The organism is Pseudoalteromonas sp. meg-B1 (genome assembly GCF_003173795.1).
In the GTDB taxonomy this organism is placed as follows: Bacteria; Pseudomonadota; Gammaproteobacteria; order Enterobacterales; family Alteromonadaceae; genus Pseudoalteromonas; species Pseudoalteromonas undina.
Window position 1 is genome coordinate 306988 of the sequence record NZ_QGQU01000001.1, and the last position, 13667, is coordinate 320654.

At 39.7% G+C, this 13667-nt stretch carries 13 protein-coding genes; 5 read left to right on the forward strand and 8 right to left on the reverse strand.

The features are described 5' to 3' along the window. Window positions 1–65: 65 nt before the first annotated feature. Window positions 66–1955, reverse strand: a complete 1890-nt coding sequence (locus DK924_RS01440) for an acetate--CoA ligase (RefSeq protein WP_109874163.1) — start codon at window positions 1953–1955, stop codon at window positions 66–68. Between the two features lie 189 nt (window positions 1956–2144). Between DK924_RS01440 and DK924_RS01445 the strand changes: the two genes are divergently transcribed. Beyond that, window positions 2145–2555 (forward strand): NUDIX hydrolase, encoded by a 411-nt coding sequence (locus DK924_RS01445; protein WP_109874164.1) that lies wholly within the window; start codon window positions 2145–2147, stop codon window positions 2553–2555. Here DK924_RS01445 and DK924_RS01450 read toward each other — a convergent pair. Both DK924_RS01450 and DK924_RS01455 read right to left on the reverse strand, forming a co-directional pair. Beyond that, on the reverse strand, window positions 2552–3313 hold the full coding sequence (locus DK924_RS01450; protein WP_109874165.1) for an ABC transporter substrate-binding protein: 762 nt from the start codon (window positions 3311–3313) through the stop codon (window positions 2552–2554). The two genes, DK924_RS01445 and DK924_RS01450, sit on opposite strands and share 4 nt — an antisense overlap. A 94-nt stretch (window positions 3314–3407) precedes the next feature. Beyond that, window positions 3408–4406 (reverse strand): AraC family transcriptional regulator, encoded by a 999-nt coding sequence (locus DK924_RS01455; RefSeq protein ID WP_109874166.1) that lies wholly within the window; start codon window positions 4404–4406, stop codon window positions 3408–3410. A gap of 96 nt (window positions 4407–4502) precedes the next feature. On the opposite strand from DK924_RS01455, the gene DK924_RS01460 reads away from it, so the two are divergent. After that, a complete protein-coding gene (locus DK924_RS01460) occupies window positions 4503–4946 on the forward strand; it encodes an SRPBCC family protein (protein WP_010387578.1) in 444 nt (147 codons plus the stop codon). After that, window positions 4943–5767, forward strand: coding sequence for a sterol desaturase family protein (locus tag DK924_RS01465; protein ID WP_109874167.1), 825 nt, complete (start codon window positions 4943–4945; stop codon window positions 5765–5767). The genes DK924_RS01460 and DK924_RS01465 overlap by 4 nt, the downstream gene beginning before the upstream one ends. Window positions 5768–5838: 71 nt before the next feature. Here the strand turns inward: DK924_RS01465 and DK924_RS01470 are convergent, their stop codons facing one another. The 3 genes from DK924_RS01470 to DK924_RS01480 all read right to left on the reverse strand — a co-directional run bounded on the left by DK924_RS01470 (window position 5839) and on the right by DK924_RS01480 (window position 8921). Then, entirely contained in the window at window positions 5839–8028 is a 2190-nt protein-coding gene (locus DK924_RS01470) for a fasciclin domain-containing protein (RefSeq protein ID WP_109874168.1), read from the reverse strand. Between the two features lie 144 nt (window positions 8029–8172). Continuing rightward, a complete protein-coding gene (locus DK924_RS01475) occupies window positions 8173–8556 on the reverse strand; it encodes a hypothetical protein (RefSeq protein WP_010387586.1) in 384 nt (127 codons plus the stop codon). After that, complete coding sequence (locus tag DK924_RS01480; RefSeq protein ID WP_171039107.1) at window positions 8553–8921, reverse strand: hypothetical protein; 369 nt, start codon at window positions 8919–8921, stop codon at window positions 8553–8555. Before DK924_RS01480 ends, DK924_RS01475 begins: the two co-directional genes overlap by 4 nt. A gap of 219 nt (window positions 8922–9140) precedes the next feature. Here DK924_RS01480 and DK924_RS01485 point away from each other — a divergent pair, with 219 nt between their 5' ends. Beyond that, window positions 9141–9560, forward strand: coding sequence for a VOC family protein (locus DK924_RS01485; protein ID WP_010387589.1), 420 nt, complete (start codon window positions 9141–9143; stop codon window positions 9558–9560). Window positions 9561–9613: 53 nt separating this feature from the next. Here DK924_RS01485 and DK924_RS01490 read toward each other — a convergent pair whose 3' ends face one another. After that, the gene (locus tag DK924_RS01490) at window positions 9614–11194 is read right to left on the reverse strand and encodes a diguanylate cyclase (RefSeq protein ID WP_109874169.1); all 1581 of its coding nucleotides are present in this window, start codon (window positions 11192–11194) and stop codon (window positions 9614–9616) included. A 128-nt stretch (window positions 11195–11322) separates the two neighbouring features. Next, window positions 11323–12201 carry an AraC family transcriptional regulator gene (locus DK924_RS01495; RefSeq protein WP_109874170.1) on the reverse strand — a complete coding sequence of 293 codons (879 nt, stop codon included), beginning with the start codon at window positions 12199–12201 and terminating at the stop codon, window positions 11323–11325. Between the two features lie 185 nt (window positions 12202–12386). Here DK924_RS01495 and DK924_RS01500 point away from each other — a divergent pair, with 185 nt between their 5' ends. After that, entirely contained in the window at window positions 12387–13532 is a 1146-nt protein-coding gene (locus DK924_RS01500; protein ID WP_054201862.1) for an iron-containing alcohol dehydrogenase, read from the forward strand. Window positions 13533–13667 lie beyond the last annotated feature (135 nt).

The following is a 13667-nucleotide window of genomic DNA, read 5'->3' on the forward strand; positions in this document are numbered from 1 at the left end:
TTACTGATTGTTAGTTAAGCAGCTGCAATGTAAAAAGTCTATTTAAGACTTTTTACATTATGTAGTTACAGTTTACCATGCTCGAGTTGCTGGCTGAGTTCTTCAAAAATACTTGGATCATCTATGGTTGATGGAATTTGCAGTTCTTCACCATCAATTAACTGCCGCAGGTTTTTACGTAAAATTTTGCCAGAACGGGTTTTTGGTAATCGCTCTACACACATAATATTTTTAAGGCACGCAATAGCACCAATTTGATTACGCACGGTTTGCACCAATTGCTGTTCTACCTCTTTATGTGAGCCATGAAAATCATTTTTTAGCACCACCATCGCCATTGGGTTTTGCCCTTTTAACGCATCACTAATGCCAAATACTGCACACTCAGCCACAGCTGGGTGCGCGGCAACAATTTCTTCCATTTCACCGGTGGATAGACGGTGCCCTGCGACATTAATTACATCATCGGTGCGACCCATAATAAAGAGGTAGCCATCGTCATCAATATAACCGCCATCACCAGATAAATAGTAGCCCTCATATTCAGCCAAATAACCAGCCTTAAAACGAGCCGTATTTTTCCAAATTGTCGGTAAACATCCCGGTGGTAAAGGTCGCTTTATAACAACCGCGCCTTGTTCATTCGGAGCACATTCATCCCCATTCATATCTAAAATTCGTACATCAAATCCAGGTGTTGCAACTGTTGAGCTTCCCGCTTTTGTAGGCAGGTGTTCAATGCCAACAGGGTTACACGCAATTGCCCAGCCGGTTTCTGTTTGCCACCAATGATCAAGCACCGGTAAACCTGTTTTTTCTTTGAGCCAATCGTAGGTAGGTGGGTCTAAACGCTCTCCGGCTAAAAATAATCGTTTCAGACTAGAAGTATCATACTTCTTAAATCCTTCGGCATTGGGGTCCTCTTTTTTAATCGCGCGAAACGCAGTGGGGGCACTAAATAGGGCATTCACTTTGTATTCTTCTACTACGCGCCAAAAAGCACTGGCATCGGGGGTTCTAACCGGTTTTCCTTCAAATAAAATAGTTGCGCACCGATACATAAGTGGCGCATACACAATATACGAATGACCCACTACCCAGCCAATATCAGAGGCGGCCCAAAATACGTCACCGGGTTTCATGCCGTAGACGGTTTCCATACTGTAATGCATAGCAACCGCATGGCCGCCATTTTCACGCACCACACCTTTAGGTGTCCCTGTTGTGCCAGAGGTGTATAAAATATAAAGTGGATGATCGCCACTGACCGCAACGGGATCAACCGGTGTGGCTGTTTGCATTGCAACAGCCCAGTCAATATCACGTTCGGGCATAAGCGGTGCGGTGGCTTGCTCACGCTGATAAATAATACAGTGTTCAACTTTATAGCTAGCAGCTTCAAGCGCGTTATCGAGTAATTCTTTGTACTCAATTACAGTATTAACTTCTACACCGCAGGAGGCACTGAGCACCAATTTGGGCTTGGCGTCATCAATCCGTACCGCTAATTCATGCGCTGCAAAACCGCCAAATACAACAGAATGAATAGCTCCAATTCGGGCACATGCCAACATACCAATTACGGCTTCGGGGATCATGGGCATATAAATCACTACGCGGTCGCCTTTAGTCACTCCTAAAGACTGCATTACCCCTGCAAATTTAGCGACCTCTTGCTGCAGTTGTAAATAGCTATAACTGCGTTTGCTATTGGTAACCGGTGAGTCATAAATTAACGCTGTTTCATTACCATGCCCAGCGATGACATGCTGATCTACGGCTAAAAAACAGCTGTTAAGTTGGCCGTCTGCATACCAGTGGTGCAGTCCTTCTTGATCTTGTGTGTATGCTGTTTCTGGAGCCTTGTACCAAGGAAGGCGTTTACTTTGCGATAACCAAAACGCTGCCGGGTCTTGTTTAAATTCGTTGTAATGTTGTTTATATTCACCTGACATAAAGGCTCCTGAGTAAAATTTAATCTAACTAAACTAAGCGCTTTTTATCAGCAGTGATATTCGACTATGGTCGGTTAAATAGTAAGCGATGCTTTTAGTTTTTGGCCAACGTAATGATTGTATAGAACTAAAAAGTTCCAACTAATGTAAAATGTTTCAGTAATTAATGAAGAGTAAATGGATATAAGAATGAATCAGATGGTCAGAGTAGGCGTTGCAGTAATAGTAATGCATGATAATAAAATTTTACTCGGTGAACGGATAGGCGCACAAGACGCAAATACGTGGGCAACCCCTGGAGGGCATTTAGAATTTGGCGAAACGGTTGAGCAATGCGCTGTGCGTGAAGTAGTAGAAGAGACAGGGCTCAATGTCACTAATATTCGTAAACTCGATTTTACCAACGATATTTTTAGCGCAGAGAACAAACATTATATTACCTTATATGTGCAAGCAGACTATGAAGGCGGAGAGGTTATAAATAAAGAGCCTCACAAATGTTTACAGTGGCGTTGGTGCGATATTAATGACTTGCCCGCACCTTTGTTTATCTCATTAAAAAATTATCTAGCACAGAATACCTTGCCCGCTGAGTATTAAAGGTTTTTTGGCATAGGGAGTTGCCATTTATTTAAAATTTGCTGATATTCACCACTTTCCTTGATGGCATTTAACCTATCGCTAATAATTTTTGCTGTGTGTGAGTCAAGCTGATTACTGGCTGCAAAATGCAAAGAAGAGGGTAACTCATCTAAATGGATACGTTTTGAAATTAAATTAGGGTCGAGCCCAGTACGTTTTAATTCGTTTTCAAGTGTGAGCGTATTAGTAACAACAAAGTCGATGCGATCTTTATATAGCATTTTCCAGAGTTGCTGGTAATAACTGACTAATACTAGGTTTTCATTTTCAGTAAAACCTTTGGCTTCTAAATAGGCCTGCGCAGAGTAGCCGCGGATCGTAGCTACTTTGTATTCTTTAGCGAAGTTTAAATGAATCACTTCATCTTTATGGCTGCGTAAGCTAACTAGGTATGCGTCTGCAAAGTAAACTTTACCCAACCACTTAAATTGATGATGCCTGTTTGGTGTTTTTAGCAGTGACAGCATAATGGCATTAGGATTGGCTCGTTGCTGTTGAAACATGCGCGCCATCGGCATTATTTCAAACTTTGCGGTTAAAGCGGTGCCTTTTAATACTGCTTTAGCGATATCAACTAACGCGCCCTGTGTTTCACCTTGAGGGTTTTTAAAATGATAAGGCGGTAAATCTTCAGCGATAAAGGTAACAGGGGTGGCGTTGCAGAACGCACTATAAAAAACCAAAACAAAAACAGTTAACATCATACGCAAAAGCATAAATAATTGTCTTTAAAGCAATATCATGAGTCTAGTGTAAATAAAATTAGTAAAAAGGTATATGGTAAGTGTGTTTTTTAAGTAAAGGGAGTGTTTAATTATTGTTTTTTATGAATTGGCGAGGTGAACAATGATACCAGCGCTTAAAAGCACGATTAAAAGAGCTTTGATCGTTAAATCCCAGCATAAATGCGATTTTATTTAATGAATAGTGGGGAATATAAGTTAATAAACGTCGTTTTTGCTCTGCTTCAAGCAACGCGGCAAACGTGGTTTTTTCTTTTTTTAGATGGCGCTGTACTGTGCGTGGCGTCATATTTAAGGCCGCAGCTGTTCTAAGTAAAGAGCAATCTTGTAAGTCGTGTTTTGACATTAAAATATGATTAATTTTTTCTGATAATAACTGCTGACTTTTAAACTGGGATAGCTGTTGCTCTGACATTTGCTTAAGCATTGCGTTGATTTGGCTATTATCGGTTTTAAAGGGCAGGGTTAAGTAATTACTTGGAAACTCGATTTGATTAAAGCTAGCTCCAGCTTTTACTGGGCAATTAAACCAATTAGTTAATCTGTGTTGTTCGGTGTTTGAAAAGTGTGTTGAAAAATACACACAGCTAGGTGAAAGCTCAGGATTAAGTAGTTGGCGTACCACACTGACCCATGCGGTCATATTTCGTAAAATAGCCTGTGAACTACATTGTGGATCGGCTACCCAAGTTACTTTACACCGTGTTTTTTGTTGCTCAAACTTGGCGCGACCAATATTAGCCACTAGGCTGTCGTAATTAAGTAGTGCAGTAATAGCACTGGCTAAATTAGTACTCGATTCAATTAAATACCCCAATACACCAAAATCAGCGGTGCGTATTTGTTTTCCTAATTCAAAGCCAAATAAGGGATCGTTTAACGCCTGTTGTGCATAGCCAAGCAGCGCATTGTAGCTTTTTAAGCTGATACGCGGCGCCAATTGTTGTGACTGTTTATTGGTATACTCGTTAAAATCAATAGCGCTTAAAGCCACTTGGCTAGCTAAGCCCTTGGCTTCAAGATAATCCAAACAGCTACAAAAGTAATGATCGGCTAAGGTTTTCATTTGTCGCCTAAAGCTAAAAAATAGTCATCTAATCGCAAGTTTGCCACGGCATATTTTTATATGCTAGTGATCTATAAAAATAATAGGGTGAAGGTCATGGTAAAAATAAAGGTTAAGCGTACTGTGGCAGCAACGCCGGAACAAATACGCAGCGTATTACTAGCACATGCCGATTTAGGACGGTTTTTTAATGCCCACTTTACACTACTAACACCACAAGAGCCGGGTGAAATAACTGGCGGGAAAGGCACGATTAGAGAAATTAAAATGCAAGGCACTACCTTTAAAGAGCAAATAATAGCTGCAGATAACAGTCATATTAGTTACTGTATTATAGGCAGCAAGCCCGTTGCACAGCATCGTGGTGATATTTACTTAAATGCTAATAACAAAGAACCATCGCTCACTGAGGTTAATTACCATATTCGCTGCGTTGCACCTTTATGGCTACCCGATTTTATACTGGCTTTTTTTATAAAAAAAGATGTTAGTCAAGCACTTAAAAAAATAGCCCGTTATTTTCAGGAGCGTGTTGTATGAGCATTGAAATTATTTTACTTGCACTGAGCCCTATTTTTTTACTGTTTGTTGCTATTGAGTTTATTAAATTTAGGCGTTACTACGATATAAAAGACAGCTTTGCCAATGCGTTACTGGCTTTATTACACCAAGGCGCTGATGCTATTGCGTTAATTGTACTAATGCCGTTTTTTTACTGGCTGTATCAGTTTCGGTTATTTGATATTGAATTGACGGTACTGACCATATTAGGTGCCTTTGTATTGCAAGACTTTTTATATTATTGGTTTCATCGTGCATCACACCATATACATTGGTTATGGGCCGCTCATGTCGTACATCATAGCTCTACAAAAATGAATTTTACTACTGCGTTTAGACAAAGTTTAATGTATCCGCTTGCGGGCATGTGGCTGTTTTGGATGCCTATGATATTACTTGGTTTTGAGCCTGTGATTGTTTTTGCTGTGGTTGCCCTTAATTTGGCATATCAATTTTTTGTTCACACCCAAGTGGTAAAAAAGCTGGGTTGGTTTGAAAGCGTATTTAATACTCCATCACATCATCGGGTTCATCACGCTATTAACAATGGCTACTTAGATAAAAACTTTGCAGGGGTACTAATTGTTTGGGATAAGTTATTTGGCACATATGTAGAAGAGGATGAAAACAAGCCTTGTAAATACGGAATTATTGGCCAACTACACAGTAATAATCCAATCAAAATTACTTTTCATCAGTGGCAGCACCTCTTTAAAAGTACTTACAGGGCAAACGGGTTAAAAGCTAAATTAAAAGTGGTATTTGGTTACCCAACAAGCTCTCAAAGTAGTAATAAGTAAGCCTATTTTTGAATAAAAAAAGCCAGGAGTAAATAGCATCACTCCTAGCTTATCTCACAGTAAAATTTAATTTATTTGGCCGTTGTGATCACTGTATCTATTAAGTGAACAACGCCATTACTTGTATAAATATCAGTAGTTGTTACATTGCTACCCGCTACTTGTAATGATGTAGCAGGTAAGCTTACTTGCCACCAAATATCGTTCACAGCTTGGCCATTATTCTGACCTGCTGCCGTATCACCTGAGAAGGTATATAAAGGACGACCAAGATAAGCGACTTGCATGCTGTCATCTGAGCGAGCAATTAACGATAAACCTGGCACATTTTTAATTGATGCTGCAGTACCAAGAACCGGTGGCCACGTTGTTGCACAAGCTGCTTCACACGTACTCATTGCCTCGCCTAAATCATTATCAAATACATAAACTGTTTTGCCTGGCATGGCGTCGGCCATACCCGTTACTAAACGATTATTAGTTGAATCGTAAGCAATGCTGTCTGTTGCTGTGTTTTCTGTGCTGGTAAAGTCTACAACGTTTACACTTAGCATATTATCAGCAAGGGTGGTCACCGTTTTACCATTGGCTGCAAACGCATCAGTACTGCCTACTTGAGCGCCTAAAACATGTTGAGTCAGTACACCTGTTAGTGCTGTCGTATCAGCCAATAAAGCCTCTAAATCAGCGGTAGGAATTTTGCTAAATGCAGCATTTGTTGGTGCAAATACCGTAAATGATTGAGTGGTATCGTTAAAGGTATCCACTAGTGATGCTGCTTGTAGTGCAGTGACCAAAGTAGATAATGCGGGTGTTTCAGTAGCCACAGTAGCAATTGTTTTAGTCGGAGTCCCAACTTCTGCCGGTGGCATAATCACTTTATTTAATACATGAATAACGCCGTTACTGGCGGTTACATTTGCCTCTGTGATTGCCGAATCATTGATAAATAGTGAGCTGTCTACATAAGAAATAGCTGCCATGTCGCCATTGGCCATTTCTATCTTGTTGCTGTTGCTATTGGCAATACTTACTGCGTCATCTGATAAAACTGTTACGTCAGGAAAAACATGGTATAGCAAAATATCACGAAGCGTATCTGTGTCAGCTAGTAGCGCATTAATTGTATCCTGACCGAGTGCAGCAAATGCAGCGTCTGTAGGAGCAAATACACTAAAAGTATTATCTGGATCGGCAACTAGTGTATCTAAGCCTGTTGCCGTTAGAGCCGCGAGAAGTGTCGTAAAGTTACCATCAGCGCTCGCTATGTCAGCAATTGTATTGGTACTTTGAGGTAAAGTAACATCAGAAATAATAACCGAATCAATTACATGAATGACACCATTAGTGGTCATAATATCTTTTACTACAATATTGGCTCCGCCAAACGATAGCATGTTTGTTTCTGCGTTTATCGCCACTGGAAGGGTATTGCCAAGTAGCGTTTCTGCTGATTGACCGTTAAGAGACATTGCAGTAACAGAATCAACTGATCCTACAAGCACATGCTGCTTCAAAATATCGGCTAAAACGGTGGGATTAGCCAGTAACGTGTTTAAAAAGTTGCTACCAATTGCCTCGAATGCAGCATCCGTAGGGGCAAATACGGTAAATTCTGATGATTCATCGGCAAGTGCTGAAGTAAGGGATGCAGCATCAAGAGCTGCAAGTAATGTACTAAAATTGCCAGCTTGTTGAGCTGTTTCAATGATATTATTAGTTGGTGCTGTTTCTGGCACTGTTTTTGGCGTGAGCACCGCGTCAATAACATGAATGATTCCGTTGTCGGTCACAATGTCGGTCATTGTTACTGTGCTGGTATTTACTAATAAATTCTCACCATTTAAAGATAAAGCAATGTTTTGCCCGTTAACAGTCTCAACAGTGCTACCCGCTAAGCCAATAGCTGTTTGCGCGTCTACTCTGCCAGCGATCACATGATAAGTTAAAATAGAACTTAGGGTGTCTGTATCAGCTAATAAGCTATTAATGGTCTCTTCGCCTAATAATGCGAATGCATCATCGGTAGGGGCAAATACAGTATAGCTGGTAGTTAAATCATCGAGAGTTTCATCTAGACCGGTTGCTTCTAGTGCTGCAACAAGAGTGGTGAACTCTTCAGAGTCCTGTGCGGCGTCAAAGACTGAGACGGCAGGTTGTGGGTCTACAGTTACTGGAGCGTTGTTATCGTCATCACTACTACAGCCTTGAATAAGTAACAAGGGAAGTATGATAGCACCGAGCTTAAATACTTTATTCATAATTGTTCCTTTAATCGAATGTTACAGTGTTACAGCTTTGTGAATACTACGAAGCTATTAACAGTGTTGATCAAAAAAACATGGGTTATTTTTATACAATTTAATAGGTGTAAGATTTTATTGAATTTTTATCCAAGAAAACGTTTAAATTTTAGTTTTTTTACTGCGTGGTGCGCCAAGTAAAATAAATACATGGCAAATACACACAGATAGAAATGCACTAATTCCCAAAGCGCCACCAAAACCATCAAGAATAGGCACTAGATAGGCAAAAAACAGTGAAAATATAATTGCTGAACTGGCAAGCGTATACACACCAAAACGGTGGGGAGCACTCATTCCAATAAATGTGCCGCCAAAAAAAACGATGCTATATAGCTCAGCGTTAAGGCTCAGCTGCGCAAAAATCAAATAGGCAATAATCGATAGAGCTGCAGAGGCTCGGATCCCATCAAAGCGATTATGTTTAGCCAAGTAAAAGGTTAAAAACGCCCCTAGCAAAGCAAGTAGCGGATAAATAAGCGTCATATTACTAACTCCTTGGCCAAAACAAATAAGGCGACGCTAGCAAATGCAATGCTACCTAATCGTCCGCCAAACCCCGCAAATACATTAATGGTGAGTGTGTATAAAACAGCACCAATGGCAGAAATAATTGCAATTTCCCAGTATTCATTAATTAAACTAGTGGAGCACATACCGGCAAAACTGCCTGCATAAATAGCTGCATAGGGATGGTTTTTGTAATCTGCAGGGAATGGAATAAATGAACCGATAAGCCCCGTTAAACCTGCTGATACAACAATAGGCAATGCGAGTGTGGTATGCATTAAAAAACACGACAAGCAGCCGATAAAAAAGGTGATGAATTTTAAAAGTATGAATTTAGTCATGGCGCGCACATCATAATGTATCAGTTTTAGCTTTAATAGTTAAAAACTGATATTTAAGACTAAAATCGATAAACCACAGCTAAAAGGTGAATTATTACTGTTGAAAATTAGCGATATGCAATGAATGACTAAAAATAACACTGTTAATGTTCTATAAATTGCAAATTATGTATAATGCAGCATATTTCATATATTAAAAGTTATAACCTAAGGTAATTTATGTCTAACTGTTTACATCTGGCTATCCCCGCTGGCGATCTTGAAAAAGCGAAAACGTTTTACTGTGACGTACTCGGCTGTAAAACCGGCAATAGTGAAGCGGGACGATGGGTAGACATTGATTTTTGGGGTAACGAATTAACTCTACATCAAAGTGTTGAGCGTTTACCTACGGTACGTCATGATGTTGATATGGGTGCAGTGGCTGTTCCACACTTTGGTATTCATTTATCAGAAAGTGAGTTTCAAGGATTAAAGCAGCGTATTGCCGATGCCGGTCTTGAATATTTAGATAAACCTTACCGTCGTTTTGTTGGTGATGAGTTTGAACAAGAAACGTTTTTTATTGAAGATCCTAACGGTAACGTGCTCGAAATGAAAACTATGGTTAATCCTGAGGTTCTATTTAAAAAGGGTTAAGCTAAGGCTATAGCAGAGCTAGCCTTACTGGCTAGCTCACGTTTTTTATGCTTTTAAACGGCGGCTACTACTATTTTTTCAGCTTGCTTTGCCTTTCTTTGCAATTTCTGTTTATACATTGCTTCATCACCTGCTTTTAAAACTGTGTCTAAGTTATCGGGTGGCTGAGTATAGCTAGTTTGCCCAACACTGGCGTAAATAGAAATGGTATGGCCCTGATGCTCTATAGTTAACTGGTTTAATTTTTGTTCTAAGGTGTTAACTCGCTGGTTAATTTTTTCGTTGCTATTAAACAATGCCATGGCCACAAATTCATCGCCCCCTAAGCGACCAACGGCATCTTCACTGCGCATATGTTGACTAAGAGACTCTGCAACTTTGCACAGTACTTTGTCGCCCACATCATGACCATAAGTATCATTAATTGCTTTAAAACGGTCTAAATCTATGTATAAAAAGCACAAAACGCCTCCTCGTTGCTTATGCTCTGCTAGTAAGTCGTTTGCTTTTAAGCTCCATCCGCGACGATTGTATATATGACACAAATGATCAAAGTTAGCGTGTCGTTCAGCCTGTTTTTTTGCATAACTCAATCTTTGAATTCGTCTACCGACGGCAATAGCAAGTAATAAAGATTCAATTGTAAACGCAATAACAAATCCATAGCGTTGAATGAACGGGCTGTAATCGGTTAGTAGTACCCTAAAAATCATACTAATACACACACTTGCCAGTGCTATAAATACCAAGCTTGCTTCATTAACACCGTACTTTGTTTGTATGGCGCTGAGGATAAAAATAGTGATGACAATAAATAATGATAAATAGCCTGTTACTGCAGAGGTAATATTGGTTATAAGTGGTAGATCGAGCGCTATTTTTTGTAAGCATAAAGTCAGTACGCATAAGGCGGCTACTTTTAGTGTATTACTTATCTTAGGAAAGTATTTAGGTAGCTCCAATATAGCGCTCATAAACCATGTGGCACTCACTATAGTTAAACCGATACTTAACGTATAAAAATGGCTAACGTACGCAGAGTAGTGCTGTTGTTTAAATAAATAAGGCTGTCCTTCTTGAAAGAATATAAAGCTAGCGATGCAAAAAATATAAATGCCATACAGTTTAAAAAGAGGGTCTTTTATGCCGTGACCTATAACTAGTGCATAAAAAATAAGCGTGGCGCAAAGACCATAAAAAATGCCAAAAATAAGGTTGTAGCGTTGAATTTTTTCGACAAAAGGCTGTGTATCTGACCAAGTAAAGCGTGGGGTATAAGCCGCAGAAGTGGTAATCATAAGCTGTGCAGTAAAAACGCCTGGGTCCATTAAAATTGCCACCTGATTGGTTTTTAAAGGTGTTTTATATGCTGAATTTTGCTGCCACGAAAAGTCTTTAAGTGCAGGGCGAGTAAATGAAAATACCCCGCCTTGCTTTAAGTTACAGCTTAATTCAAGATGATTAATACCATTTTTAAGTTTAATATTTGAGGCAACTTCTTTGGATAAAGACACCGAAGTATTGGTTGCTCTTGAGCTGAGCTGACAACGTTCTTGCGCATAAGTAACGCTACTAAATAGCATAGCAAAAGCGCATATAAAAATGCTAAACCTAACCACCTGAGCGCCTAACATGCTAAAAACTCCTTGTCTTATCGTACGATATATCATTACTAAGTAGACGAATACTTTTAAGTCATATTAACAAAGTCTAATGATAAAGTGTTTAAATAATAACTTGCGCAAAAGTAAGTTAGTTTTAATCACACATGTATTTCACTGGGGGTTTTGTTGAAATGGCGTTTAAACTCACGGCTAAATTGTGACGCACTGGTGTAACCTACTTTAAATGCGGCCTCATTTGCTTTACTGCCAGAGGTGGTTATTAATTCTTTTGCTTTAGCTAAACGCACTTTTTTTAAATACTGCAAAGGGGATTCAAACGTAACTTGTTTAAAGGCACGATGAAAAGATGACACACTCATGTTCACTTCTTCAGCTAAGTGCTCTACGGTAATAGGGCTTGCATAATCACTATGTAATGTTGATAAGGTACGCGCTATGCGTGCGTAATGGCCATCGTGCATTGCAAGTCCAATTAAAGTGTTGCCTTGAGGGCCACACAGCACCCTATATACTAATTCTTTAACTATATCGTCACCAAATACCTCAGCCTCAAGCGGATCGTTTAACACTGTTAACAGTCGATGGGTAACTTGCTCCATAGCTAAATCTAAAGTGGCGCTTTGTACGGCTCCGCTTTGTGTTAAAGGAGTTAAAATAGGCTTATGTTGCATCATTTGGTTAACCAGTTTGTGCAGCATGGCTGGGTTTATATCAATTGCTATCCCCATTACTGGTAAATCGTTATCAGTAAACGCTTCACATTCTAGTGGTACTGGCACTCCCAGTACTAAATAATCGCCTGCACCATACTGTATTTGATGCTCAGGAAAGTGAATAACTTTATGTCCTTGGCCAACAATAATAATACCTGAATTATAAATAAGCGGCTGACGCGCTGAGCTTTTGGTGGCGCGATGAAAGTACACCCCTGGAATAATAGTTTCCATGGTACCTTCAAAGCTGAGCAATTTATTATGCTCTGCGTATTGTTGTAACAAAGTGGCGATGGTCGTCATAAGAACAGCTTAAATTAACGGTATTTGGCGTAAAATAACAACGCTGATAGTTTTAGGCAAGCTTTTGGCAGTTATTAGGCTTTTTATATATGTACTATGCCATTATTATGCATCTATCAACACTTTATTTATTTAAGAATTGATAAGGTGCTTAGTAATTAACCGTCCCCTTTAGGAGCAAAATAATGAAATTTAGCTACGTAAATCCCACTTTAATTCAATTTGGTCAGCAACAAATTGCCGCACTTACTGATTTGATCGCAAAAGATCAAAAAGTATTAGTTGTGTACGGTGGCGGTTCTATTAAAAAGAACGGCGTGTACGATGAAGTTGCAGCAGCACTTGAAGGTTTTGATTGGGTAGAGTTTTCGGGCGTGGGTGCTAACCCAACAATTGAAGTGTTAGACCAAGCAGTAAAAATTTGTAAAGAACAAGACATCGATTTCGTATTAGGTGTAGGCGGCGGCTCTGTAATAGACGGCGTTAAATACATTGCAGCATCTGCTGTATATGATGGCGAAGGTTGGGATATCCCTACAGGTAAGCACACAATTACCAGCGCATTACCTATTGGTGCTGTACTTACATTGCCTGCAACCGGTTCTGAGTCTAATCAAAATTCAGTAGTAAGCAAAGAAGCAACGAAGCAAAAACTACCGTTTGCATCTCCAGAAGTATTACCAAAATTTGCCATTATGGACCCTGATGTAATGAAAACATTACCGCAGCGCCAGCTTGTAAATGGTTTAGTAGATGCATGGGTACATACCTGTGAGCAGTACCTAACATTCCCAGAAGGTGCACTTGTTCAAGAAGGTTATGCAGAGGCACTGTTAAAAGCGCTTAAAACATTGGGTGATAACTTTGAAAGCCAAGACGATGCATGGCGTGCAAATCTTATGTGGGCAGCTAACCAAGCACTTAATGGCTTAATTGGTTCTGGCGTATCGCAAGATTGGGCAACCCACATGATTGGTCATGAATTAACAGCCGCCTATGGTGTTGATCATGCCCGCTCACTGGCTATTGTTCAGCCTTCTTTACTGCGAAATCAATTTGCAGTTAAAAAAGCAAAACTAGAACAAATGGGCAAAAACGTATTTGGTCTTGCACAAACAGACGATTTAGCAGAGCAAACAATTCAAGCGATTGAAGCGTTTTACCACAGCCTTGACGTAGCAACTGAGCTTACTGAGCATGGTGATGACAAAGCGGCTGCCATTGATAATATTATTGGCAAGCTTGAAGCGCATGGCATGGTTGCCCTTGGAGAAAACCAAGCTATTACGTTAAAAGAAAGCCGTGAAATTTTAGAACAAGCGGTTGCTTAATAATGATTAATCTCGACCCCTAACATTTGTTAGCGGCTTTTTGCAGCAAAATAAGATTGAATGAAATAAAATTTTATTTTGCTGCATTACTTTTTTTGATGTTTTCAGGTACAGTATTGAAGAAAATAGTATTTA

Bases quoted from the DNA above. Each gene is read 5' to 3' on its own strand.
- DK924_RS01440 (WP_109874163.1), bottom strand. From the start codon at position 1,955: ATGTCAGGTGAATATAAACAACATTACAACGAATTTAAACAAGACCCG.
- DK924_RS01445 (WP_109874164.1), top strand. From the start codon at position 2,145: ATGAATCAGATGGTCAGAGTAGGCGTTGCAGTAATAGTAATGCATGAT.
- DK924_RS01450 (WP_109874165.1), bottom strand. From the start codon at position 3,313: ATGCTTTTGCGTATGATGTTAACTGTTTTTGTTTTGGTTTTTTATAGT.
- DK924_RS01455 (WP_109874166.1), bottom strand. From the start codon at position 4,406: ATGAAAACCTTAGCCGATCATTACTTTTGTAGCTGTTTGGATTATCTT.
- DK924_RS01460 (WP_010387578.1), top strand. From the start codon at position 4,503: ATGGTAAAAATAAAGGTTAAGCGTACTGTGGCAGCAACGCCGGAACAA.
- DK924_RS01465 (WP_109874167.1), top strand. From the start codon at position 4,943: ATGAGCATTGAAATTATTTTACTTGCACTGAGCCCTATTTTTTTACTG.
- DK924_RS01470 (WP_109874168.1), bottom strand. From the start codon at position 8,028: ATGAATAAAGTATTTAAGCTCGGTGCTATCATACTTCCCTTGTTACTT.
- DK924_RS01475 (WP_010387586.1), bottom strand. From the start codon at position 8,556: ATGACGCTTATTTATCCGCTACTTGCTTTGCTAGGGGCGTTTTTAACC.
- DK924_RS01480 (WP_171039107.1), bottom strand. From the start codon at position 8,921: ATGACTAAATTCATACTTTTAAAATTCATCACCTTTTTTATCGGCTGC.
- DK924_RS01485 (WP_010387589.1), top strand. From the start codon at position 9,141: ATGTCTAACTGTTTACATCTGGCTATCCCCGCTGGCGATCTTGAAAAA.
- DK924_RS01490 (WP_109874169.1), bottom strand. From the start codon at position 11,194: ATGTTAGGCGCTCAGGTGGTTAGGTTTAGCATTTTTATATGCGCTTTT.
- DK924_RS01495 (WP_109874170.1), bottom strand. From the start codon at position 12,201: ATGACGACCATCGCCACTTTGTTACAACAATACGCAGAGCATAATAAA.
- DK924_RS01500 (WP_054201862.1), top strand. From the start codon at position 12,387: ATGAAATTTAGCTACGTAAATCCCACTTTAATTCAATTTGGTCAGCAA.